Source organism: Streptomyces sp. NPDC055966, assembly GCF_042269865.1.
Classification (GTDB): Bacteria; Actinomycetota; Actinomycetes; order Streptomycetales; family Streptomycetaceae; genus Streptomyces.
On record NZ_JBHJYK010000002.1, the window covers coordinates 511,805 to 536,529 of the forward strand.

At 70.8% G+C, this 24,725-nt stretch carries 15 protein-coding genes and 1 pseudogene; 4 read left to right on the plus strand and 12 right to left on the minus strand.

Annotated elements, in window-relative coordinates; all coding sequences use genetic code 11:
• Positions 1-147: 147 nt before the first annotated feature.
• The gene (locus tag ACFC8N_RS06555) at positions 148-1,695 is read left to right on the plus strand and encodes an MFS transporter (protein WP_356021385.1); all 1,548 of its coding nucleotides are present in this window, start codon (positions 148-150) and stop codon (positions 1,693-1,695) included.
• 408 nt (positions 1,696-2,103) lie between these two features.
• On the opposite strand, the gene ACFC8N_RS06560 is transcribed toward ACFC8N_RS06555, so the two are convergent.
• The 3 genes from ACFC8N_RS06560 to ACFC8N_RS06570 all read right to left on the minus strand — a co-directional run bounded on the left by ACFC8N_RS06560 (position 2,104) and on the right by ACFC8N_RS06570 (position 4,446).
• On the minus strand, positions 2,104-3,009 hold the full coding sequence (locus tag ACFC8N_RS06560) for an ADP-ribosylglycohydrolase family protein (protein WP_376287005.1): 906 nt from the start codon (positions 3,007-3,009) through the stop codon (positions 2,104-2,106).
• 12 nt (positions 3,010-3,021) lie between these two features.
• A complete protein-coding gene (locus tag ACFC8N_RS06565) occupies positions 3,022-3,681 on the minus strand; it encodes a histidine phosphatase family protein (protein ID WP_356021381.1) in 660 nt (219 codons plus the stop codon).
• A 159-nt stretch (positions 3,682-3,840) separates the two neighbouring features.
• Positions 3,841-4,446 carry a YdbC family protein gene (locus ACFC8N_RS06570; protein WP_376287008.1) on the minus strand — a complete coding sequence of 202 codons (606 nt, stop codon included), beginning with the start codon at positions 4,444-4,446 and terminating at the stop codon, positions 3,841-3,843.
• 133 nt (positions 4,447-4,579) lie between these two features.
• Between ACFC8N_RS06570 and ACFC8N_RS06575 the strand changes: the two are divergent.
• Positions 4,580-5,131, plus strand: a pseudogene (locus ACFC8N_RS06575) (TerD family protein); the annotation flags it as partial.
• 65 nt (positions 5,132-5,196) lie between these two features.
• Here ACFC8N_RS06575 and ACFC8N_RS06580 read toward each other — a convergent pair.
• Both ACFC8N_RS06580 and nrdR read right to left on the minus strand, forming a co-directional pair.
• On the minus strand, positions 5,197-8,109 hold the full coding sequence (locus ACFC8N_RS06580) for a vitamin B12-dependent ribonucleotide reductase (RefSeq protein WP_362823558.1): 2,913 nt from the start codon (positions 8,107-8,109) through the stop codon (positions 5,197-5,199).
• Between the two features lie 165 nt (positions 8,110-8,274).
• On the minus strand, positions 8,275-8,823 hold the full coding sequence (gene nrdR / locus ACFC8N_RS06585; protein ID WP_376287012.1) for a transcriptional regulator NrdR: 549 nt from the start codon (positions 8,821-8,823) through the stop codon (positions 8,275-8,277).
• A gap of 566 nt (positions 8,824-9,389) precedes the next feature.
• On the opposite strand from nrdR, the gene lexA reads away from it, so the two are divergent.
• Complete coding sequence (lexA, locus tag ACFC8N_RS06590; protein WP_356021373.1) at positions 9,390-10,166, plus strand: transcriptional repressor LexA; 777 nt, start codon at positions 9,390-9,392, stop codon at positions 10,164-10,166.
• A 203-nt stretch (positions 10,167-10,369) separates the two neighbouring features.
• Here lexA and ACFC8N_RS06595 read toward each other — a convergent pair whose 3' ends face one another.
• The 4 genes from ACFC8N_RS06595 to ACFC8N_RS06610 form a co-directional block, all read right to left on the minus strand.
• Positions 10,370-12,370: an ATP-dependent DNA helicase gene (locus ACFC8N_RS06595; protein ID WP_376287016.1), complete on the minus strand. Its 2,001-nt coding sequence runs from the start codon at positions 12,368-12,370 to the stop codon at positions 10,370-10,372.
• A 316-nt stretch (positions 12,371-12,686) separates the two neighbouring features.
• Positions 12,687-13,457 (minus strand): GNAT family N-acetyltransferase, encoded by a 771-nt coding sequence (locus ACFC8N_RS06600; protein ID WP_356033677.1) that lies wholly within the window; start codon positions 13,455-13,457, stop codon positions 12,687-12,689.
• A gap of 92 nt (positions 13,458-13,549) precedes the next feature.
• Positions 13,550-15,565 (minus strand): IucA/IucC family protein, encoded by a 2,016-nt coding sequence (locus ACFC8N_RS06605; protein WP_376287020.1) that lies wholly within the window; start codon positions 15,563-15,565, stop codon positions 13,550-13,552.
• A gap of 151 nt (positions 15,566-15,716) precedes the next feature.
• Positions 15,717-17,348: a diaminobutyrate--2-oxoglutarate transaminase family protein gene (locus ACFC8N_RS06610; RefSeq protein WP_356033673.1), complete on the minus strand. Its 1,632-nt coding sequence runs from the start codon at positions 17,346-17,348 to the stop codon at positions 15,717-15,719.
• Positions 17,349-17,752: 404 nt separating this feature from the next.
• On the opposite strand from ACFC8N_RS06610, the gene ACFC8N_RS06615 reads away from it, so the two are divergent.
• Entirely contained in the window at positions 17,753-18,970 is a 1,218-nt protein-coding gene (locus ACFC8N_RS06615; RefSeq protein ID WP_356033671.1) for a hypothetical protein, read from the plus strand.
• A gap of 94 nt (positions 18,971-19,064) precedes the next feature.
• Here ACFC8N_RS06615 and hflX read toward each other — a convergent pair whose 3' ends face one another.
• The 3 genes from hflX to ACFC8N_RS06630 all read right to left on the minus strand — a co-directional run bounded on the left by hflX (position 19,065) and on the right by ACFC8N_RS06630 (position 24,690).
• On the minus strand, positions 19,065-20,555 hold the full coding sequence (gene hflX / locus ACFC8N_RS06620; protein WP_356033669.1) for a GTPase HflX: 1,491 nt from the start codon (positions 20,553-20,555) through the stop codon (positions 19,065-19,067).
• Positions 20,556-20,716: 161 nt separating this feature from the next.
• Complete coding sequence (locus ACFC8N_RS06625) at positions 20,717-22,312, minus strand: M1 family metallopeptidase (RefSeq protein ID WP_376287025.1); 1,596 nt, start codon at positions 22,310-22,312, stop codon at positions 20,717-20,719.
• A gap of 140 nt (positions 22,313-22,452) precedes the next feature.
• Positions 22,453-24,690, minus strand: coding sequence for a RelA/SpoT family protein (locus ACFC8N_RS06630; protein ID WP_376287028.1), 2,238 nt, complete (start codon positions 24,688-24,690; stop codon positions 22,453-22,455).
• Positions 24,691-24,725: the final 35 nt, after the last annotated feature.

Here is a 24,725-nt window from a genome sequence, read left to right on the forward strand (position 1 = left end):
AAAGGGGGAGCGCCGCACCGCAGCAACAGGGGGACGCGGGGCGGCACACCCGATTAAGTGAACGCTTGCGTTCACTCTTGGGGACTCACTACCGTGGAGGCGAAAGTGAACGCGAGCGTTCACTAATTCCTTCGTGGGGGACCCATAGTGACGACCTCTCAGCTGCTCCAGGATCCAAAACCGGGCGTGGCCCGCCGGGAGGGGCATCCCGGCATCGCGCTCGCCGTCATCGCGGCCTGCCAACTCATGGTGGTACTCGACGCGACGATTGTGAACATCGCGCTCCCGCACATTCAAGACGCGCTCAAATTCAGCACCACCGACCTGACTTGGGTGGTCAGCGCCTACACGCTCACGTTCGGCGGTCTGCTGCTGCTCGGTGCGCGGGCCGGTGACATCCTCGGCCGCCGCCGGGTGTTCATGACCGGCATCCTGCTCTTCACCTTCGCCTCGCTGCTGGGCGGTCTCGCCCAGGAACCCTGGCAACTGCTGGCCGCGCGGGCCCTTCAGGGCGTGGGCGGCGCGATAGCCTCGCCCACGTCGCTGGCGCTGATCACCACGACCTTCCCCGAAGGCCCGGAACGCAACCGGGCCTTCGGTGTCTTCGCCGCCGTCTCCGCGGGCGGCGGTGCCATCGGCCTGCTCGCGGGCGGCATGCTCACCGACTGGCTGGACTGGCGGTGGGTGCTGTTCGTCAACGTGCCGATCGGCGTGCTGATCGCGGCGCTCGCGCCGCTGTACATCAGCGAGTCGGCACGGCACCCAGGGCGCTTCGACATCACCGGCGCGCTGACCTCGACGGTGGGCATGGCCTCGTTGGTGTACGGCTTCATCCGTGCCGCGGAGAACGGCTGGCGCGACAAGCTCACCCTCGGCTCGTTCGCCGCGGCCGTGGTGCTGCTGCTCGCCTTCGTCCTCACCGAGACACGGGCGAAGGAGCCGATCACCCCACTGCGGATGTTCGCGGACCGCAACCGCTGGGGCACGTACGCGATCATGCTCAGCCTGTCCGCGGCGATGTTCGGCATGTTCTTCTACATCGTGCTGTTCGTGCAGGACGTCCTCGGCTACAGCGCCATCAAGGCCGGTCTGGCCTTCCTGCCCGTGACCGTCGCGATCGCGATCAGCGCGGGCGCGTCGCAGGCCCTGCTGCCGAAGTTCGGCCCGAAGCCGTTCATGGCGGTCGGCTCGGCTCTCGTGACGGTCGGGCTGGTCTGGCAGACGTTCATCCGGCCGGACAGCTCGTACCTCGGCGGAGTGCTCGGGCCGATGCTGGTGTTCGGCTTCGGCATGGGGCTGAACTTCGTGACGGCCACCGTGACGGCGGTGTCGGGCGTGGCCCAGCACGAGGCGGGTGCGGCTTCCGGGCTGCTCAACGCGATGCAGCAGGTGGGTGGCTCGCTCGGGCTGTCCATCCTGACGACCGTCTTCGGCTCGGCAAGCAAGGACGAGGCGAAGAAGCAACTGCCCAAGTTCCTCGCCAACAGCTCGCCGGAGCAGAAGGCGCAGTTCGCCAAGACGCACCAACTTCCCGCGCCCTGGGGGCACGACGTGCTCGCCCACGGCATCTCCTTGGCCTTCGTACCGGCCGCCGCGATCGCCGGGCTGGCGTTCCTCACCGCCTGGCTGGTGCTCAAGGTCCGCAAGAGCGATCTCGAGTCCCTCTCCGGCACGGCCGGCCCGGGGATGGGCTGACTCCCTCGGGGCCGCGCGGAGCCACGCCCGGCCGGCCCGCCGTCCGCGGACTGACGGCACAGACGGCGGTCCGGCCGGCCGTGCGGCGGCGGCCGGCATCCGCACAAAGGCCAGGACGGCGACCAGCACGAGCACCGGCTCCCACGACACGAACGCCATCTCACGCCCCCTCCGCCGCGCGCTCTTCGACCTCCCCGCCGCACCGGCTCCCGAGGGCGCGGTGCACGGCGGATACGGGAAGAACGGGCAGCCATCACGGAGAGTTCCCGAAGGACACGGAGAGTTCTCACCCTCGTCTCGCGTCGCTCAAGAGATCCACATTCGGGGGCCGGCAGTCAGCAACCGGCCGTCGGCCGTGAGCATCCCGGCAGCCGGTTTGCAGGGCCCGGAAATCGGCCCTCGCAAGCGTCAGAGCCCCGTCGGCACCCAGTCCGGCAGTGCCTCGACCCGCTCCGCCCACGCGGCGGGCGGTGTCCCTGCCTTGCCGGAGGCGAGTACGCCTCCCACGATCGCGCAGGTCGTGTCCACGTCCCCGCCCGCCTGGGCGGTCGTCCAGAACGCCGTCCCGTAGTCCCCGAGGCAGCGTGCTGCGGACCAGAGCGCGAAGGGGACGGTGTCGTGGGCCGTCCTACGGCGTCCGCAGCCCAGCACCGCCGCGACGGTGCCCGCGTCGGCGTAGTCGAGCATGTCCCGGGCGCGTCGCAGTCCCTGGCCGACCGCGCTCTTCGGCACCAGGGCGACGACTCCGTCGAGCAGCGCCTCGGGGCTCGGGGACCCGTCCGGCGAGCCGGCCAACGCGGCCGCGGCTGCCACGGCCATGGCGCCGACCACGGCCTCGCGGTGCTGGTGGGTGGGGTAGGCCGAGATCTCCGCCTGGTGGGTCGCCTGCTCCGGGTCGTCCGCGTACCAGGCCCCCAGCGGGGCGATCCGCATTGCCGCGCCGTTGCCCCAGGACCCCCGCCCGTCGAAGAGCCCGGCCGCCAGCTCCCGCCAGTCCCCGCCCTCCCGCACGAGGCGCAGCAGGCGGTCGACCGCGGGGCCGTAGCCCCGGTCGACGTCGTGGTGCTCGGCGAAGGAGCGGGCCAGCGCGTCCTGGTCGATGCGCCGATGGGCACCGAGGACGGCGACCACGGAACAGGCCATCTCGGTGTCGTCGGTCCATTGCCAGGGACCCGGCGGCAGCTCGCGCCGCTTCAGCAGCGGATAGTGCGCGGGGACGAAGAACTGGGAGCCCAGGGCGTCTCCCACGGCCAGTCCGCGCAGGCTCGCCAGGGCGCGCTCCAGTCGCCCGGCAGAAGAGGAGTCAGCGGTCATCGCTCTGCCACTCTATCCGTTCACCCAGTACGGCAGCGGCTTGCGCCAGCGCTCGAAGGGCCGGTCGAGCGCGTACTTGCCGTCGTTCCCCAGAACGAGCATCCGCATCTCCGCGTTCCCGGGGTTCGACAGCGACTCGAATTCCGCGACGGTCCAGTGGAACCAGCGCATGCAGAACAGCCGCATCGCGAGCCCGTGCGTCACGAGGAGCACGTTCGGGGGATGGTCGGGGTCCTCGAAGCTGCGGTACAGACTCTCCAGGAAGCCACCGACCCGGTCGTACACATCGGCGCCGGACTCCCCCTGCGGGAAGCGGAAGAAGAAGTGGCCGTAGGCGTCCCGGTAGGCCTTCTGGAGGCGTACGTCGTCGCGGTCCTGCCAGTTGCCCCAGTCCTGTTCGCGCAGGCGTGGCTCCTCCCGGACGCGTATGAGGTCAGGGTCGAGGTGGAAGGCGCGGAGCGTCTCGTGCGTGCGGCGGTACGGGGAGACGTACACGCTCACGCGTTCCCTGCCGAAGAGCTCCCGCAGTTCCTTTCCGGTCGCCTCGGCCTGCCGTCGGCCGCGCTCGGTGAGGGCGAGCGCGTGGTCGGGCTCACGCTCGTACACGGAGTCGTCGACGTTGCCCGTTGACTCGCCGTGCCGGACAAGGACGATGCGCCGTGGTCGTACCATGCCGAAACCCTAGATCGAGTGAGGGTGAGTCGAGGACTCGTACGGGCTCCATACGGCGTAGGTCACACGATATCGGCGTCCGGGACCCTTCCAGCGGTGAGTTTGCTATTCAAACTGACCACGGGACCGATCTCTGCGGTGAAGCCGGCGCCGCGGCGCTCAGACCGTCCAGGACGGTTCCAGCTCCACGATGTCGCCGGAGAGCGCCGCGATGTCCGCCTCGGTCTGGGCGCGCAGGGCGAGGCGCTCGACGCGCTCGGTGCGGTACTTGCCGTGCTCGGCCGCGGACCGCCACATCGACAGGACCAGGAACTCCTGCTCGGGCGCCTCGCCGAACATGCCGCGGATCATGCCGGGTGAACCGGCCATGGCGGGGTTCCAGACCTTCTCCTGCATGAGCATGAAGTGCTCCACCCGCTCCTCGTGGACCTGGCACAGGGCCACCCGGATCAGATCGGTGTCGGTGAACCGCGGCTCGAAGCCCGTCTTCACGTCGAAGCGGTACTCGAAGAGCTTGACCTGGGCGTCCTTGAACGTGCCGACCTGGGTGGAGGCCAGGCGGTCGTGCGAGCGGGCCATGAAGGAGTCGTAGAAGGCGCGGCTCTCCCAGAAGGCGAAGATGTGCGCCACACCCGGCCGGTGCCGGCTCCAGCCGCCGCCCTGTCCCCGAAATCCCGGCTCCCCCGGAAGCCCCGCCCATTTCCGCTGCCCCCGCTCGAACCCGCGGCGGTCCACCACGGTGCAGCGAATCCACTTGACCAGCACCGCGCCATCGTAAGGCCAGCGGACGTGGCGCCGGTCACGCTCCGGCGCAGATCGCTCGCGCATATGCTCCGCGCGCGTGGCACGATGGGCAAAGAGCCCTGGCTCCTGGTGAGTTGGGGACCGGAGCAGTCACAGGGGGAAGGGGAGCCAGTTGTCCGGCTTCAGCAAGGGAATCAGCAAGGTCGAGGTCGCGCTCCAGTGGGACCCGAGCCCGGCGGGTCTGCCGCCCACCGATCTCGACATCATCGCCGCGACGTTCACCGCGGACGACCCGCACGGAGAACCGGCCTATGTGGTGCACTTCGACAGCCGGTCACCCGACGGCACGATCTTCCTCAACCGGGACAGCCTCGACGGCAAGGGCTTCGGCTGGGACGAGGTCATGACGCTCGAACTGGACCGGCTGGCCGACCGGTACGCGCGCGTGGTGGTCGGCGTGGTCATCCAACAGCAGCCCGGACACAGGACGTTCGTCGATGTGCTCAATCCGGCCATGCGCGTCCGGGAGGGCTACACCGTGCTCGCCCAGGACGACTTCGGCGCGGTTCCCGGGGCCACGGCGGCCACGATCGCGGAGTTCGTACGGGACGGCTCCGGACACTGGACCTTCCGCCCCGGCATGCACGGCTTCCAGGAGGACCCTGCGACGTTCACCCACGTCATGGGCAGGGCGCACCAGCTCTGACACACGGTGATGAGTAAGGGGCGCCGGCCATTGCCAGCGCCCCTTACTTCACCTACCGCATGTCATCAGCTGCAGCCGCTGGTCGAGCCGCAGCCCTCGCAGATGTAGCAGGAGCCGGCCCGCTGCATCTTCGTGCCGCAGGAGAAGCAGAGCGGGGCGTCGGCCTGGATGCCCAGCTGCATCTCCACCAGCTCGGCACTGGTGTGCGCCTGCTTCGGGGCGGGCTTGGCCGCCTCGACCTCGGCACGCGGCGCGGCCACGGCCTTCAGCTCCTGGGCGCGCGGCGCCGACTGGGCCAAGCCCTCGACGTCGACCTCGTCGTCTTCGATGGACTGCTCGTAGGAACCGGTCTCCAGGTGCCGCTGGCGCTCCTCGGCGGAGTGGATGCCGAGCGCGGAGCGGGTCTCGAAGGGCAGGAAGTCCAGCGCCAGGCGGCGGAAGATGTAGTCGACGATCGACTGCGCCATCCGCACGTCGGGGTCGTCGGTCATGCCGGCCGGCTCGAAGCGCATGTTGGTGAACTTCGAGACGTACGTCTCCAGCGGCACGCCGTACTGGAGGCCGACGGAGACCGCGATGGAGAACGCGTCCATCATGCCCGCGAGGGTCGAGCCCTGCTTCGACATCTTCAGGAAGACCTCGCCGAGACCGTCGTCCGGGTAGGAGTTGGCGGTCATGTAGCCCTCGGCGCCGCCGACGGTGAAGGACGTGGTGATGCCGGGACGGCCCTTCGGGAGGCGCTTGCGGACCGGGCGGTACTCGACCACCTTCTCGACCGCGGTACGGATCGTGTCCTCGGCCTTCTCGGCGATCTCCGCCTTCTCGGCGTCCTTGTCGTCCTTCTTCTTGGCGGAGAGCGGCTGGCCGACCTTGCAGTTGTCGCGGTAGATCGCGAGCGCCTTGACGCCCAGCTTCCAGGCCTCGTAGTAGATCTCCTCGACCTCCTCGACGGTCGCCGTCTCCGGCATGTTGACCGTCTTGGAGATGGCGCCGGAGATCCACGGCTGGATCGCGGCCATCATGCGGACGTGGCCCATCGGGGAGATGGCGCGCTCGCCCATGGCGCAGTCGAAGACCTCGTAGTGCGCCTGCTTCAGACCGGGGGCGTCGATCACGTTGCCGTTCTCGGCGATGTGGGCGACGATCGCCTCGATCTGCTCCTCCTGGTAGCCCAGGCGGCGCAGGGCCTGCGGGACGGTGCCGTTGACGATCTGCATCGAGCCGCCGCCGACGAGCTTCTTGAACTTGACCAGGGCGAGGTCGGGCTCGACGCCGGTGGTGTCGCAGGACATCGCGAGACCGATGGTGCCGGTCGGGGCGAGCACGGACGCCTGGGAGTTGCGGAAACCGTTCTTCTCGCCAAGACGCACCACGTCCTGCCACGCCTCCGTGGCCGCGGCCCACACCGGGGTGTCCAGGTCGTCCATGCGGACGGCCTTGGTGTTGGCGTCGGCGTGCTGCGCCATGACGCGCTTGTGGGCGTCGGCGTTGCGGGCGTAGCCGTCGTACGGACCGACGACCGCGGCCAGTTCGGCGGAGCGGCGGTAGGCCGTACCCGTCATCAGCGAGGTGATCGCGCCGGCCAGGGCGCGGCCGCCGTCGGAGTCGTAGGCGTGGCCGGTGGCCATCAGCAGGGCGCCGAGGTTGGCGTAGCCGATGCCCAGCTGGCGGAACGCGCGCGTGTTCTCGCCGATCTTCTGGGTCGGGAAGTCCGCGAAGCAGATCGAGATGTCCATCGCGGTGATGACCAGCTCGACGACCTTGGCGAAGCGCTCGGCGTCGAAGGACTGCTCGCCCTTGCCGTCGTCCTTCAGGAACTTCATCAGGTTCAGCGAGGCGAGGTTGCAGGACGTGTTGTCCAGATGCATGTACTCGCTGCACGGGTTCGACGCGGTGATCCGGCCGGACTCGGGGCAGGTGTGCCAGGTGTTGATGGTGTCGTCGTACTGGATGCCGGGGTCGGCGCAGGCCCAGGCGGCCTCGGCGATCTTGCGGAAGAGCGCCTTGGCGTCGACCTCCTCGATGACCTCGCCGGTCATCCGGGCGCGCAGGCCGAAGTTCCCGCCGTCCTCGACCGCCTTCATGAACTCGTCGTTCACACGGACCGAGTTGTTGGCGTTCTGGTACTGGACGGAGGCGATGTCGTCGCCGCCCAGGTCCATGTCGAAGCCCGCGTCGCGCAGGACGCGGATCTTCTCCTCTTCCTTGACCTTGGTCTCGATGAAGTCCTCGATGTCGGGGTGGTCGACGTCGAGCACGACCATCTTGGCGGCGCGGCGGGTGGCGCCACCGGACTTGATGGTGCCGGCGGAGGCGTCGGCGCCGCGCATGAAGGAGACCGGGCCGGAGGCGTTGCCGCCGGAGGAGAGCAGCTCCTTGGAGGAGCGGATGCGGGAGAGGTTCAGGCCGGCGCCGGAGCCGCCCTTGAAGATCATGCCCTCTTCCTTGTACCAGTCGAGGATCGACTCCATGGAGTCGTCGACGGACAGGATGAAGCAGGCGGAGACCTGCTGGGGCTGCGGGGTGCCCACGTTGAACCAGACGGGGCTGTTGAAGCTGAAGATCTGGTGCAGGAGGGCGTACGCCAGCTCGTGCTCGAAGATCTCGGCGTCGGCGGGCGAGGCGAAGTACTTGTGGTCCTCACCGGCCTTCCGGTACGTCTTCACGATGCGGTCGATCAGCTGCTTCAGGCTGACCTCGCGCTGCGGGGTGCCCACGGCACCGCGGAAGTACTTGCTGGTGACGATGTTGACCGCGTTCACCGACCAGAAGTCGGGGAACTCGACGCCACGCTGCTCGAAGTTGACCGAGCCGTCGCGCCAGTTGGTCATGACGACGTCACGGCTCACCCACTCGACCTCGTCGTACGGGTGTACTCCGGGGGTGCTGTGGATGCGCTCGATGTGCAGTCCCTTGGTTCCCGCCTTGCCGCCCTTGGCTCGGGAACCTCGTGCCGGACCGCTCGCCGTCTCTGTCATGCCGCCTCCCTCTACGGGCAAAAACGCCCTGAAGTGCCCCGCTTGTTCCCGTGGCACGGTGTTCTGTCTTGTGTTGCGGGCACCCTCAGCTGCCACCCGCAACAGGTCTTGGATCGCCGCCTCACGGCCGGAATCCGGGTCTCCTCCCGCTTTCCGGCCCGCCGGTCAGTCGGCGGCGTGGGCGGGCTCGGGGACCTGAGTGGTCCCAAGCCCGCGATCGTCTTCCTGGCTCCCCGCTCCCGCGTCGCCGTCGCCCGCGGCGGGGCCTCGCGTCGCCTCCCTCAGCTCCGCGATGGCGGCCTCGAAGTCCTCCAGCGAGTCGAACGCCCGGTAGACGGAGGCGAATCGCAGATAGGCGACGAGGTCGAGCTCCTGCAACGGGCCGAGTATGGCCAGCCCCACGTCGTGGGTGGTCAGCTCGGCGCTTCCGGTGGCCCGCACCGCTTCCTCGACCCGTTGGCCGAGCTGGGCGAGCGCGTCCTCGGTGACAGGCCGTCCCTGGCATGCCTTGCGCACACCGTTGATGACCTTGGTACGACTGAAAGGCTCGGTGACTCCGGACCGCTTGACCACCATGAGCGAGCACGTCTCCACGGTCGTGAAACGACGGGAGCAGTCGGGGCACTGGCGGCGCCTGCGGATCGACGTGCCGTCGTCGGTCGTACGACTGTCGACCACACGGCTGTCGGGGTGCCTGCAGAAGGGGCAGTGCATGATCTCCAACCCTCCTCACAGCAGACTCAACAACCTCGCCGAACCCCATGGGCCCCGCGAAGCAGCCCTAAGCATAGGCGATCGCAGAGCCGTCTCAGACCCGGGGGACCACAACTTGTGGGCTGCTGTAGCCATCCAACCACTAGATGTGGGGATCAGCTCATTCATCGAGGCAGAGACGCGTGTCGCGACGGAACGGCCGGTCACACCGGCGTCGGCGGCACGCCCGGGGACACGCGCACGCGCAACCGCACCCGTCGCGGCACTTACGGAGATACCGTGGGCGCCGCACGGAGGACGCGTGGGACTCCGGAGCAGAAGGAGCCCGGAACCCGGGCGGCCGGGTTCCGGATGGCAGACTGAGGACACGATCCACGAGGTCGGCGACCCCGGCGGTGAAGAGTACAACAATGGGCGCTTTTGCCCGACAGGTAGCGCGTCAGCGATACACCCAGACACATGATCACGTCACGCGAATCGCACTTTTTCACTCGAACGTGTGTTTGGCGCAACCTTTCGAAAGCAACTACCGTTGTCCAGCAGGGAGACCATCGAGAGGGGCCGCCGTGACCACCACCGCAGACAGCGCCATCATCACCGCCCAGGACCGCTCCCAGGGCCGAGTCGAGCCAGTACACGCCATGAACGAAGCCACGAATCCCGAGCACAAGCGCTCCTTGCCGGGCCGACCTCCAGGAATCCGGGCGGACAGTTCCGGGCTCACGGACCGGCAACGCCGCGTGATCGAAGTCATCCGGGATTCCGTGCAGCGCCGCGGCTATCCGCCGTCGATGCGCGAGATCGGTCAGGCCGTCGGCCTCTCCAGCACCTCGTCCGTCGCCCATCAGCTGATGGCGCTGGAGCGCAAGGGCTTCCTGCGCCGCGACCCCCACCGCCCCCGCGCGTACGAGGTCCGCGGCTCCGACCAGGCCATGACGGTGCAGCCCACGGACACCGCCGGCAAGCCCGCCGCGTCGTACGTCCCGCTGGTAGGCCGTATCGCCGCCGGTGGGCCCATCCTCGCGGAGGAGTCCGTCGAGGACGTCTTCCCTCTCCCCCGCCAGCTCGTCGGTGACGGTGAGCTGTTCGTCCTCAAGGTCGTCGGCGACTCCATGATCGAGGCCGCGATCTGTGACGGCGACTGGGTCACGGTGCGCCGTCAGCCCGTCGCCGAGAACGGCGACATCGTGGCGGCCATGCTTGAGGGCGAGGCCACCGTCAAGCGCTTCAAGCGCGAGGACGGCCACGTCTGGCTCCTCCCGCACAACGCGGCCTACGAGCCGATCCCCGGCGACGACGCGACCATCCTGGGAAAGGTCGTCGCGGTGCTGCGACGCGTGTGACGTCTGCGGCGGACAGGCCTCTCGGCCGGTTCGCTCCCTGACCGGGCCCCGGAACCCCTGCGCCGGTTCCGGGGCCCTGCTGTGTCCACCTGCTCCGGGGTGGCTCCGGCGCCTCGGGATCGCGGGGGTAGCCTGACCGGCGCCGGTCAGGCTACCCCCGCGATCCACTCCCGCCTCTTACGGCTCCTACGACGTCACGGCTCTTACGACGCCTCGGCCGACTCCATCTGCGCCGCCTCGGTCCGGTTCGCCGCCGCGTCGATCGCCGCGAGGGACTTGCGCACCTGGTTCCGGTCCGTGGTGTACCAGAAGTCCGGCAGTGACGCCTTGAGATAGCCGCCGTAGCGCGCGGTGGCCAGTCGCTGGTCGAGTACGGCGACCACGCCGCGGTCTCCCGACGCACGGACGAGCCGGCCCGCTCCCTGAGCCATGAGCAGGGCCGCATGGGTGGCGGCCACCGCCATGAAGCCGTTTCCGCCCGCGTCCTCGACCGCCTTCTGCCGGGCGCTCACCAGCGGGTCGTCAGGGCGCGGGAACGGGATCTTGTCCATGACGACCAGCTGACAACTGGGGCCCGGGACATCGACGCCCTGCCAGAGCGACAGCGTGCCGAACAGGCATGTCTTCGGGTCGGCCGCGAAGTTCTTGATCAGCTCGCCGAGGGTCTCCTCGCCCTGGAGCAGGATCGGGAACTCCGGAATCCGCGAGCGCAGCTCCTCGGCGGCGAGCTGGGCGGCCCGCATGGACGAGAACAGACCGAGGGTGCGGCCACCGGCCGCCTGGATGAGTTCCGTCAGCTCGTCGAGCATGTCGGAGCGCTCGCCGTCGCGCGCCGGGCGCGACAGGTGTTTGGCGACGTAGAGGATGCCCTGCTTGGGGTAGTCGAAGGGGGAGCCGACGTCGACGCCCTTCCACTTCGGCAGGTCCTCGCCCTCCGTCCCTTCAGGGCCGAGGCCCAGGGAGGCGCCGACCCCGTTGAAGTCCCCGCCCAGCTTGAGGGTCGCGGAGGTGAGGACCACGGAGCGGTCCGTGAAGAGTTTCTCCCGGAGCAGGCCCGAGACGGACATGGGCGCGATCCGCAGCGATGCTCCGAAGCGGTCGTGCCGTTCGTACCAGACGACGTCCCACTCCGAGCCGTTCAGCACGCGCTCCGCCACGTCGTGCACCGCCTCCACCGAGGCCAGCGCCTGCTTGCGGACCGCGTCCTCGTCCTGGACCGACTTGTCGCGCGTCGCGCCGATCGCGGAGATGACCGTGCGGGCGGCGTCCCGCAGCGCCATCAGGGCGTAGCCGAGGTCTTCCGGGATCTCCTCAAGGCGGGCCGGCAGGGCCAGCTCCATCAGCCGCTCGAAACCCTCCGCGGCGGTCTGGAGCTGGTCGGCGGCCTTCTCGTTGACGAGCTTGGCGGCGCGGCGCACCGCGCGGTTGACCTGGCCGGCGGTGAGCTCGCCCGTGGCGACGCCGGTGACACGGGAGACGAGCTCATGGGCCTCGTCCACGATCAGCACCTCGTGCTGGGGCAGCACCGGGGCGCCCTCGATGGCGTCGATGGCGAGCAGGGCGTGGTTCGTGACCACGACCTCGGCGAGCTTGGCGCGCTCACGGGCCATCTCCGCGAAGCACTCGGCGCCGTAGGCGCACTTCGTCGCACCCAGGCACTCCCGGGACGACACCGACACCTGCGCCCAGGCGCGGTCCGAGACACCCGGGGTGAGATCGTCCCGGTCGCCGCTCTCGGTCTCGTCCGCCCAGTCGCGCAACCGCAGCAGGTCCTGGCCCAGCTTGCTCGTGGGCGCGGCGGCCTCGAACTGGTCGAAGAGGCCCTCCTCCTCGTCCTGCGGCATGCCCTCGCGCAGCCGGTGCAGGCACAGGTAGTTCGACCGGCCCTTCAGCATCGCGAACTCCGGGCGGCGGCGCAGCAGCGAGTGCAGGGCGTCGACCGTGCGCGGCAGGTCGCGCTCCACGAGCTGCCGCTGAAGCGCGAGCGTGGCCGTCGCAACGACCACCCGATCCCCGTGCGCGAGCGCGGGCACGAGATAGCCCAGCGACTTTCCGGTGCCGGTGCCGGCCTGGACCAGCAGGTGGGATCCGTCGTCGATCGCCTCGGCGACCGATTCGGCCATGGTCACCTGGCCGGGGCGCTCCGTGCCGCCGACGGCGGTGACAGCGGCATGCAGGAGTTCGGGGAGGGAGGGCTTCGTCATAGCCCGACCACCCTACGGCCCGGCACTGACAAACGGGCGATCACAGCGGGATCGGGGGACGGGGGCACGGCGGGGCTCCTGGGTGCGGTGGGGGCAGCGATCGGACACGGATTCCGGGAATCCTCGGCCTGACGGGGCGCCTCGGCCCGACGAGGTTCCTCGCTCCACCGAGGATCCTCGGTTCTGCGAAGCTCCTCGGTGCCTCGTGTTCCTCGGTCTTCTCGGGCTTCACGGCTTTCTCGAAAATTCTCCGGTCGAGCGGGAACCCCGTCGGCCCGGACAGACGTTCCATCTGTGACCGCGCAATCACTCAGCGCTACAGAACATCACGCAGGACCCGGTCCCGGATCATGAGGGCGGCCCGCTTACCGGGCAGGTCGACCTCGGCCGCGAACCGGAATCCGGCGCTCAGGAACGCTGCGACGGAGGGGGCGTTATGAAGATCGGGTTCCGCTACGACGCGGGCGCATGCCGGGCGCCGGTCGAGGACGAGGTCCGCCACGGCCCGCAGCAGCGTGGAGCCCAACCCCCTCCCCCGATCCGCGGCCCCGCCCACGAGGAGATGGATCCCGGTGTCGTGCGGACGGGCCGGGTAGTGGCGGGCCAGTGGATCCAGGTCCGCCCGATAGATCTCCCAATAGCTCATCGCCGTGCCGTCCAGCAGACCGAGACAGGGCACGCTCCGTCCGTCGCCGTCGAGCTGGGCCCGCAGGTGCTCCTCGGTCCGGCTCCGGGGCCCGGCCAGCTCCCAGAACCGGGCGATGTCGGGGTCGTTCATCCAGCGGTGCACGAGCGGCAGGTCGTCCTCGACACGGACGGGCACGAGGCGGAAGGAGCCGACGGGGGTGACGACCGGCCCCCACGTGGGGAGTTGGTCGAGGAGGTAGGCCGCCCCTCCGACGAACCGGGCGAGGAAGTCGGCGGGCAGATGGAGGTCCAGCGTGTCCTCGCCGTCCTCGTCGTCGGCCTGGATGGTGAACCCGGCGAACGGTGCGTCCCGGCTGCCCGCGCCGTTCGCTCGGGGGCCGTCGGGACCCCGATGGACCGGGCTGGGGCTGCTGCCGGCGTTCGCGTCGGTGGGAGGCACGGTGCGCTCCTCTCAGGAGACGAGGTGGGTCATGTTCCTCGGAAGTGCGGTCGGGCGGTGCGGCGTGCTCGGGTTCGGCGGGTCGGGTCGACTCAGGAATGAAGGGGGTTGGTGAGGGTGACGTAGACGGACTGGGTGTCGACCGGGCCGACGAGTTCGTCCAGGCCGTGCAGCCGGGTCAGCAGGTTGGCCTTGCATCGCAGGACGGGTGAGTCGAGCAAGCGGCGGGGCAGGGAGGTACGCAGGGCGGCGAGACCCGAGGCGAGGTCGGTGAGGAAACGGCGGAAGGCGGCGAGGAGCAGGCGCTCGTCGGCGAGGCGCTGGGAGCCGAACGCCCCGATCAGACCCAGCACGTTGTTGACGGCGAGGTAGTAGACGAAGCGTTCGTCGATGACCTCGTCGGAGACGAAGGTGTCGCTGCGCCTGCCGATGCCGGGCAGCCGGGCTTCCAGTTCGGCCCGCCGGGACTCGCGGAAGTAGTAGCCCTGGTTGTCGCGGTAGCGGCCGCCGGCCGGCCAGCCGTCGCCGTCGAGCAGGAGCACGGTGTTCTGCTGGTGGGCCTCAAGGGCGATGCCGGCCTCGCCGTCCAGCCAGAGCACGGGCCGGACGACCTGCTCCAGGTACCGGAGGAACCACTCCGCGGCGACAGCTCCGACGGGACGGCCGGTGCGCGCGGCGAGCTGTGCCACGAGCCGGGCCAGCCGGGACCGCATCGGCCTGGCGGTGCACGGCGCCGGGTCGGTGGCGCCGGGCTCGGTGAGGGGGCGGGGCGAGACGAGTCCGGCGACGCAGCCGACGTCGTCGGCCGGGGCGAACGGGTTGTGCCGGATCATCACGTCGAGTCCGGGCACGGGACGTCCGTCCGGATCGTCGATGCCCAGCCAGGCCGGGTCTCGGACGATGTCGAAGCGGGGGTGGACCGCCTGCCACTGGCGGGCCAGGCCGGTGCGCAGCAGCCGGTGCACCTCGACTCCGCGGTGGAGTTCCTTGCGCAGGTTCTCGCGGCGGGAGTTGGTGATGCGCAGGCCCAGCGACAGCTTGAGCATCGCGGGGGCGCCGGGTTTGTGGACGGTACGCACGGAGGAGGTGGGGTGCCAGGGAGCGCCGAAGGGGCCGAGGTCGCGCAGGAGTCCGGAGTCCAGCAGGGCGGCGACGGGCGCGCGGTGGCGCACCTCGCGAGCCTGCCACGGGTGCATCGGCAGGGCGATGTACGCGTCGGGCAGGGGGAGTTCGGGTCCGGCGATACGGCGGGTGAGGTGGTCGGCGGGGACGGGGCGGCCGCGCTCGGTCCAGGCTGAGTCGGCAGCGAGGAGAGAGGGGGCGACAGCCATCCAGTGCAGCGGGAAGGAGCCGTGCAACTCCGGTGAGTACAGCCGGGCTTCGGCCTCTGTCAGGCCTTCACGGCTCTTGGGGGTCGGGTGCAGGGGATGGCCGAGGAGAAGCGCCTGCTCGGCGTCGAGGAAGCGGTCGGGGACTTCGGCGGCGTGCTCGCGCCGGTCTCGGATGAAGGTCGCGGTGTGGCGCAGTGAGTCCGCGACTCTGGCCACGAGGTCGCTGTCGTCGCCCCGGCGGTCCGCGGAAGCGGGGGCGCCGGGCGCCGAGCCCGGAGCGGCGGGCCCCGAGGCCGAGGTACCCGTCCTGGTGGGCGGGGCGCCAGGTGTCGCGGACGGGGTGGTGGGTGTCTCCCGGGTGAGCAGCGCGGCCAGGGTGACGGCGTCGACGGGAGGGGCGGACTCGGGTGCGTGGAGGAAGCGGGGCGGGCCGAAACGGTGCCAGCCCGTCGGGGACCAGTAGCGGACCGGTACGAGAAGGGAGGTGCCGCTGGCGGGGAGTGGAAGGCGAAGGGTGCCGCCGGTGGGCGCCGCGAGGTCGGTCTCGCGTACCCAGCAGCGCAGGAGGTTCTCCGTGGCGGCGCACTGGGCCGCGGTGCGTGGGTCGGGATCCTCCAGCAGGTCGGCGCCGGGTTCTGTCACACGGGTGAGATCCGCGATGCGCCGCTTCTGCTGCGGGACCGACTCGGCGAGCGGGACGGGCGAGGGCGTGGCGCCGGAGTCGCCCTGGTCGTCGGGAGAGCCGGAGCTGCCGTCGGGAGTGGGGGTGGCGTTCATGACGGCTCCTCGGGGCCGGCTGGAGGGGTGCGGGGCTCGTGTGGGCGCTCGGTCGCCGTTCTCCGGTGGCCCGCGGCCGCCTCGGCGGCGCGTGGTCTCGTGACGCCGTGGACTCGCGGCGCTGGGAGGGGAGCGGCCGGGCGGTGCGGGGTCAGCCGACGCGCCGGGCGGGGCCTGGGGGCCGGCCGTGCCGGGAGGGTCTGCGGGGGCCGTACTCCTCGTGTCGGCGGGCCACCGCGGCGACGGCGTCGGCCAGGCGGTCCAGTACGGCCGCCGCCTGCTCGTCACTGATCGTCAGCGGAGGCAGCAGCCGGACCACCGCCGAGTGCCGGCCGCCGAGTTCGACGATCAGTCCGCGCTGGAGGCACTCTCGTTGCACGGCCGCGGCGAGTTCGGGAGCCGCCGGACACGGCGTGGGGGCCGGTCCTGGGCCGACGGGTGCCGGACCGGTGGGCTCGGGCTCCGGACCTCCGGGCACGGGGGCTCGGTCGCCGGGGGCGGATCCGTGGCGTTCCTGCGCGGGTCCGCAGCCGCTGGGCCCGGGAACGGGGCCGCCCGGCGCGGGAACGTGACCGTCCGGTGCGGGGACGTCGGCGCCGGACACCCGGGCATCGCCGCTCGGCGTGAGGGCATGGCCGGTGTGCGCGGGGGCGGCGTCGTCCGGGTGGACCAGCTCGACCCCGATCATCAGTCCGCGTCCGCGCACCTCGCCGACGCAGGCGAACTGGCCGGGGAGTTCCGCGAGTTGGCTCAGCATGCGGGAGCCGAGGTCGGCGGCCCGCGCGGCGAGGCCGTTCTCGCGGACGTGGGCGAGGGTCGCTGTGCCCGCGGCCATGGCGAGCTGGTTGCCGCGGAAGGTGCCCGCGTGGGCGCCGGGTTCCCAGACATCGAGGTCGTCGCGGTAGACGATCACGGCCAGCGGGAGGCTGCCGCCGATGGCTTTGGACAGGACCATGACGTCGGGGGTGATGCCGCTGTGGCCGACGGCCCAGAAGGCGCCCGTGCGGCCGACGCCGGTCTGGATCTCGTCCACGATCAGCGGGACGGAGCGGTCCGCCGTGATCTGCCGCATGCGGCGCAGCCAGGCGTCCGGCGCGGGGATCACCCCGCCCTCGCCCTGGACGGGTTCGAGGATCATGCCGGCGGGCAGCGGTACGCCGGACTTGGGGTCGTCGAGGAGGGACTCGGTCCAGCGGGCGGCGAGCTCGGCGCCGGACGGGCCGCCGACGCCGAAGGGGCAGCGGTAGTCCTGCGGGTAGGGCAGCCGGGCGACCTGGACGTCGCGGGCGCCGCCGGAGGCGGCCAGGGCGCCGGCGGTCATGCCGTGATAGGCGCCGGCGAAGGCGAGGATGCCGGTACGGCCGGTGGCGGCCCGGACCAGTTTCAGCGCGGCCTCGACGGCGTCGGTGCCGGCCGGTCCGCAGAACTGCACGCGGGCCCGGTCGGCGAGGCCGGGCGGGAGGGTGCGGAACAGCTCGGTGATGAAGGCGTCCTTGACGGGGGTCGCCAGGTCGAGGACGGACAGGGGGGCACCGGAGTCGAGGACCTTGCGGATGGCCTCCAGCACGACCGGGTGGTTGTGGCCGAGGGCGAGGGTGCCGGCGCCGGAGAGGCAGTCCAGGTAGCGGCGGCCGTCGGCGCCCTCGATGGTGAGCCCGCGCGCCCGGACGGGCACGATGGGCAGGGCCCGGGCATAGGTGCGCGCCGAGGACTCGCGTGCCGACTGGCGTCTGAGGATGCCCTCGTGCACACCACGCGCTTCCTCGTGCGCACCTGAAGCCATCGACTCCGTAACGGCCACGACTGGCTGTCCTCCCCGCTGTTCAGACGCGAGTTGATCCGCGGGGACCGTCACACGGGCAGCAGGCCCCCCACCGCTACAACCCCGGACCGGTCGGCGGGTTACGGGTTACGGGAAGAACATTGCCAAGTGAGCGGGGAGCGAAGGGCGGTGCGGGAGGCGCGCGGGGTGAGTGGACGTCACATCGGTGCGCCCCTGTCGGACCGGCCAGGTCAGACGGCTTGTGGCCGAACCGTTGCCGTTCCGTCGGAACTCCCCCACAGCGACCGCATAGTGTGGGTCGCCGTTCCAAGAACGTCGTGAGACCGGCATGAACTCCTCATGAGTTCGACGTCGGCGGCACGGCGACAGCGCCGAGTTCCTTCACCACACGGGGAGTCAAGAGCATGCGATCCATACGGCCGTCGTTCACCGTTCGGCAGGGGAGGGGTACCCGCCGTACCTCCACCTCGCTCGCGGCGGTCGCCCTCGTCTCGGCGCTGGCGATGACCGCCACCGCCTGCAACGGCGACGACAACGCCGACAGCAAGCCGAGCGCCTCCGCGGCCGCGGCCGGCGACGGCACGATCAAGATCCCGGACGACCTGAAGCAGAAGCTCAAAGAGCACGGGATCGACATCGACAAGTGGAAGAACGGCGCCTGGAAGAACTGGGACAAGAAGGAGTGGCTGCGCGAGGCCAACGACTTCGTCAACCCGATCATCAAGGGCCTGTGGGACCCGAACCGGATGCGGCACGCCAACGACCCCAACAAAGGCGTGAACGACAACGACATCTCCGGTGACCAGGGCGTGACGGACCCGACCCCGCAGCCGGTGAAGGCACAGGCGGTGGCGACGCCGTACCACGTCAACGCGGCCGCCTCGGGCAAGGTGTTCTTCGACTCCCCCGAGGGCCACATGGTGTGCTCGGGCACGGTGGTGGAGGACCCGGCGCACCCGGGCAAGTCCAACCTGGTCTGGACGGCGGGCCACTGTGTGCACGCCGGCAAGAACGGCGGCTGGTACCGCAACATGGCCTTCGTGCCGTCGTACAACAACTCCGGCAAGTCGGTCGACCAGCTGCAGAACGCCAGCCGGTCCGAGATCGCGCCGTACGGCGTCTGGTGGGCCGACGCGGCGCAGACCTCGCAGCAGTGGATCGACGGGGGCGGCGAGACCGGTGGCACCGGTGCCTCGTACGACTACGCGGTGATCCATGTGACGCCGGAGCAGGGCAGCGGCGCCAAGTCGCTGGAGGAGACGGTCGGCGGCGCGCTGCCGGTGAACTTCAACGCCCCGGCGGTGCCGAAGGTCAGCGGCATCACCGCGACGGGCTACCCGGAGGCGGCGCCGTTCGACGGTCAGCTGATGTACCAGTGCAAGGACAAGCCGGGCCGGCTGTCCATCAGCAAGCCGGACCCGACGATGTACCGGATCGGCTGCACGATGACCGCGGGCTCCTCCGGTGGTGGCTGGGTGGAGACCGGCACCGACGGCAAGCCGGCGCTCGTGTCCAACACGTCGATCGGCCCGGTGACGTCGGGGTGGCTGGCCGGGCCGCGCTTCGGTCCGGTGGCCAAGGGCGTGTACGAGTCCGTCAGCAAGAAGTTCGCCGGACAGTAGGCGATCGATCGCAGGGGAGCAGTTCCCCGCGCCCCTGAAGGGGCGGAAAGGCCCGCCCCCTGAAGAGGGAGCGGGCCTTTCGCACAGCCGTCGGTCAGACCGTCGGCACCGGCGCGTACGGCGCCAGGTCCGCCGCCAGTTCCTCGTGGACCCGGACCTTGATCAGGGTGCCCTCCGCGGTGTGTTCCTCGGAGATGACCTCGCCCTCGGTGTGGGCGCGGGCGACGAGCTTGCCGTGGGTGTACGGCACGAGCGCCTCGACCTCGACCGAGGGGCGGGGCAGCTCTTCGTCGATCAGGGCGAGCAGCTGCTCGATGCCCTGGCCGGTGCGGGCCGAGACGGCGATCGAGTGCTTCTCGGTGCGCAGCAGCCGCTGGAGGACCAGCGGGTCGGCCGCGTCCGCCTTGTTGATCACGACGATCTCGGGCACGTCGGTGGCGCCGACGTCCCGGATGACCTCGCGCACGGCGGCGAGCTGCTCCTCCGGTACCGGATGCGAGCCGTCCACCACGTGCAGGATCAGGTCGGAGTCGCCGACCTCCTCCATGGTGGAGCGGAACGCCTCGACCAGGTGGTGCGGCAGGTGGCGCACGAAGCCGACCGTGTCCGCCAGGGTGTACAGGCGGCCGCTCGGGGTCTCCGCGCGCCGGACGGTCGGGTCCAGGGTCGCGAACAGGGCGTTCTCGACCAGGACGCCGGCGCCGGTGAGGCGGTTGAGCAGGGAGGACTTGCCGGCGTTGGTGTAGCCCGCGATGGCGACGGACGGCACCTTGTTGCGCCGGCGCTCCTGGCGCTTGATCTCGCGGCCGGTCTTCATCTCCGCGATCTCCCGGCGCATCTTCGCCATCTTCTCGCGGATCCGCCGCCGGTCCGTCTCGATCTTGGTCTCACCGGGACCACGCGTGGCGAGGCCGCCGCGACCGCCACCCATCTGCCGGGACAGCGACTGACCCCAGCCGCGCAGCCTCGGCAGCATGTACTGCATCTGTGCGAGCGCGACCTGCGCCTTGCCCTCCCGGGACTTGGCGTGCTGGGCGAAGATGTCCAGGATCAGGGCCGTACGGTCGATGACCTTGACCTTGACGACGTCCTCCAGCTGGATCAGCTGGCCGGGGCTCAGCTCACCGTCGCAGATGACCGTGTCCGCGCCCGTTTCGAGGACGATGTCGCGCAGCTCCAGGGCCTTGCCGGAGCCGATGTAGGTGGCCGCGTCGGGCTTATCGCGGCGCTGGATGACGCCGTCGAGCACGAGCGCGCCCGCGGTCTCGGCGAGGGCCGCCAGCTCCGCGAGGGAGTTGTCGGCGTCCTGGGCGGTGCCGGTGGTCCACACCCCGACGAGCACGACCCGCTCCAGGCGGAGCTGGCGGTACTCGACCTCGGTGACGTCCTCCAGCTCTGTGGAGAGGCCGGCGACGCGCCGCAGGGCCGCGCGCTCGGAGCGGTCGAACTGGTCACCGTCCCGCTCGCCGTCGATCTCGTGGCTCCAGGCGACGTCCTCTTCCATCAGGGCATCGGCCCGAAGGCCCTCGGGGTAGTCGTGCGCGAGGCGCTTGGTGTCCTGGGAAGGGGAAGAAGAGGAGGTCATTGGATCCTTACGTCGATGGTGTTGGCCGGTGCGGCGTCGCTGCGGCGGCCGGACCTGCGGGGCCGCTCGTCGTGACAACGTACGAGCGCCCCGGGAGATTCCCGTCCCGCCTCGCGCCGACCCGAAGATGGTCGCACGAGGCGACACGTCTCGTCACCGTGTTATCGCGCGCTTCGCGATCCCCCCGCCCCGGCGGTCCTGGCCGGAGCCGACGGTTTCCCGGCCTGAGCCGAGGGCTTCCCGGCGGCAGCCGAGGGCTTCTTGGCCGGTGCCTGCTGGTCCTTGGCGGGGGCCTGCTGCTTCCAGTCCGGGTGGCCGGGCATCGGCGGGGTCTTCTTGCCGTACAGCCAGGCCTGGAAGAAGCCGCTCAGGTCACGGCCGGAGATCGTCGAGGCCAGCCGGACGAAGTCGGCGGTGGTGGCGCTGGAGTCCCGGTGCGCGCGCACCCAGACCCGCTCCAGCCGTTCGAAGGCGGGGCGGCCGATCTCCTGGCGCAGGGCGTAGAGCACGAGCGCGGCGCCGTCGTAGATGTTGGGCCGGAAGATGCTGATCTTCTGGCCGGGCGCGGGGGCCTTGGGGCGCGCGGGCGGACCGCCGGACTCGCGCCAGCGGTCGGAGGCGCTGTACGCGGCCTTCATCCGCTTCTCCATCGGCTTGTGCGCGGTCTCGTCGGCGTAGAGCGCCTCGTACCAGGTGGCGTGTCCCTCGTTCAGCCACACGTCGGACCAGGTGCGCGGGCTGACGCTGTCGCCGAACCACTGGTGGGACAGCTCGTGCACCATGATCGACTCGATGTACCACTTGGGGTAGGCGGGGTCGGTGAACAGATTCTTCTCGAAGAGCGAGAGGGTCTGTGTCTCCAGCTCGAACCCGGTGGAGGCCTGCGCCATCAGCACGCCGTAGGTCTCGAACGGGAACCGGCCGACCTTGCTCTCCATCCAGGCGATCTGGTCGGGTGTCTTCGCGAGCCAGGGTTCGAGGGCCTTGCGGTCGGCGGCGGGCACGACGTCGCGCATCGGCAGCCCGTCCGGTCCCTCGCGGCGGACGACGGCGGAGCGGCCGATGGACACCTGGGCGAGCTCGGTGGCCATGGGGTGCCGGGTGCGGTAGGTCCAGGTGGTCGTCTTTCCTGCCTTCTCGGCGCCCTCGGGCAGACCGTTGGCGACGACGGCATAGCCGTTCGGGGCGGTCACGTGGAAGGTGAACATCGCCTTGTCCGACGGGTGATCGTTGCACGGGAAGACCAGGTGGGCGGCGTCGGCCTGGTTCGCCATGGCGAGGCCGTCGACGGTGCGCACCCATCCGCCGTCCTGGCCCTTGGCCGGCACGGGGTCGCTGGTGTGCCGCACCGTGATCCGGGTCCATCTGCCCCGGGACAGGGGATGGTCCGGGGTGACGACCAGGTCCTCGCCTGCCTTGGCGAAGTCCGCGCGGTGCCCGTCGACCTCCACGGAGCGGACGGTGCCGTGCGCGAAGTCGAGGTTGAGGCGCTCCAGGTCGGCGGTGGTCCGGGCGTCGATGGTGGTGACGGCTTCGAGCGGCTTGTCGTTTCTGCCTGAGTAGGTGAAGGAGAGGTCGTACGACGTCACGTCGTAGCCCGGGTTGCCCAGGTACGGGAAGAGCCGGTCGCCGATGCCCAGCGGCTCGGGCGGGGCCGCGGCAGCCAGGAGGCAGACGGAGACGGCGGACGCGAGCAGGGCCGCCGTGCGGTGCCGGGAGCTCGGGGGCGTATGCCGGGAGCGGGGGGTGAGCAGCATGCACCACCGCTACCAGTGCGCCACCGCCCCGCGACGACGACTCGCGCCCGGCCCACCCGAACGGGTTCCGCCCACGTCGCTCTGACAGATCCTTCCGACCGGGATCCGACGGCCTCGTGAGCGAGTGCGCCCGGTACCGATCAGGAGGCCGGGCCCGGGTGTTGGGCGCGGGCCACGTCGTACACCCCCGGCACGTCCCGCATGGCGCGCATCAGGGCCGGGAGGCGGGCGGCGTCGGGGAGTTGGAGCGTGTAGGTGTGCCGGACCCGCTGCTGGGTGGGCGGTTCGACGGTCGCCGAGACGATGTCGGCGCCGGTCGAGGAGATCGCCTCGGTGAGGTCGGCCAGCAGATGCGGGCGGCCGAACGATTCAGCGACGAGCGTGACCCGGATCTCGGTCGTGTCGCCCCAGCGCACACCGATCTCCGCGCGCCCCCGGCTCTTCATCTGCGCCACCGTGGCGCATTCCAGTCGGTGGACGGTCACCACTCCCCCGCGTACGGCGAAGCCGGTGATCTCGTCGGGCGGTACGGGCGTGCAGCAGCCGGCGAGCCGTACGGTGGCTCCGGGCCGGTCGGAGAGGACGTCCGCGCTCCGGGAACGGGCAGCGCTCTCCCGGGCCGTACTCTCCGGCGCCGTGCTCTCGGCGGTTGCCGTGCCGTCGGCCGGATCGGGGCGCGGTGCGGTCGCCTCGTCGGTTCCGGACCCGGTGCCGCCGCCGGGGTGCGCCGCGAGCCAGCGCTGGATGGCGATGCGGGCGGCCGGGGTATGGGCGTGCTCCAGCCATTCGCGGGAGGGCTCGGAGGCCGGGTCCTGGCCCATGAGGAGCTGGACGGTGTCGCCGTCCTTCAGGACCGTACTGAGCGTGGCCAGGCGGCCGTTGACGCGGGCGCCGATGCAGGCGTGGGCGTCCTCGCCGTACTGCGCGTAGGCCGCGTCGACGCACGAGGCGCCCTCGGGCAGGCCGAGGGTCCCGCCGTCGGGGCGGAAGACGGTGATCTCGCGGTCCTGGGCGAGGTCTTCGCGCAGGGTGGACCAGAAGGTGTCGGGGTCGGGGGCGGCCCGCTGCCAGTCGAGGAGCCGGGAGAGCCAGCCGGGGCGGGTGGGGTCGGCGCGCTCGCCGTCGGCGGGAGCGTCGGCGGCCGGACTGCCGGAGAGGGGGCTGTCGGAGACAGGGGCCTCGGAGGCGGGGGCGTAGGGATTGCCGAGCGCGACGACGCCGGCCTCGGCGACCTTGTGCATCTGGTGGGTGCGGATGAGGACTTCGACGACCTGGCCGTCGGGCCGGGCGACGGCGGTGTGCAGCGACTGGTACAGGTTGAACTTCGGTACGGCGATGAAGTCCTTGAACTCCGAGACGACGGGCGTCATACAGGTGTGCAGTTCGCCGAGGACGCCGTAACAGTCCGCGTCCTCGTGCACGAGCACGAGCAGCCGGCCGAAGTCGGCGCCGCGCAGCCGCCCGCGTTTGCGGGCCACGCGGTGGACGGAGACGAAGTGCCGGGGGCGGATGAGGACTTCGGCCTGGATGTCGGCCTCGCGCAGCACACCGCGGACCTCGTCGGCGACCTCGGCGAGCGGGTCGCCCCGGCGGGCGGCGTTCCCGGCGATGAGCTCGCGGGTGTGCTCGTACTCGTCGGGGTGGAGGATGGCGAAGACCAGGTCCTCCAGCTCGGTCTTCAGGGCCTGCACGCCGAGACGTTCGGCGAGCGGGATGAGGACGTCGCGGGTGACCTTGGCGATCCGCGCCTGCTTCTCGGGGCGCATCACGCCGAGCGTGCGCATGTTGTGCAGCCGGTCGGCGAGTTTGATCGACATCACGCGCACGTCGCTGCCGGTGGCGACGAGCATCTTGCGGAAGGTCTCCGGCTCGGCGGCGGCTCCGTAGTCGACCTTCTCCAGTTTCGTGACGCCGTCGACCAGATAACGAACCTCCTCACCGAACTGTTCCCGCACCTGGTCGAGGGTCACATCGGTGTCCTCGACGGTGTCATGGAGCAGCGAGGCGGTCAACGTCGTGGTCTCGGCGCCGAGTTCGGCGAGGATCAGGGTCACGGCGAGGGGATGCGTGATGTACGGCTCGCCGCTCTTGCGCATCTGGCCGCGGTGCGAGGACTCCGCGAGGACGTAGGCGCGGCGCAGCGGGTCGAGGTCCGCGTCGGGGTGGTGGGCGCGGTGCGCCTCCACGACATGGCTGATGGCGTCGGGCAGTTTGCCGCGGACGGCCGGGCCGAGCAGCGCGGCCCGGCCGAGCCTGCGCAGGTCGATCCGGGGCCGGGACTTCCTGCGGTCCGCCCGGGGCACCGCGGGGGTGGTGGCCGCCGCCGCTGTGGGCGCCACCGGGCCAGGGGTCGCAGGGTTCGTGGCCTCCGCACTCATGGGCACCTCCGGCTCGTGGACCGGCGGACGGGGCC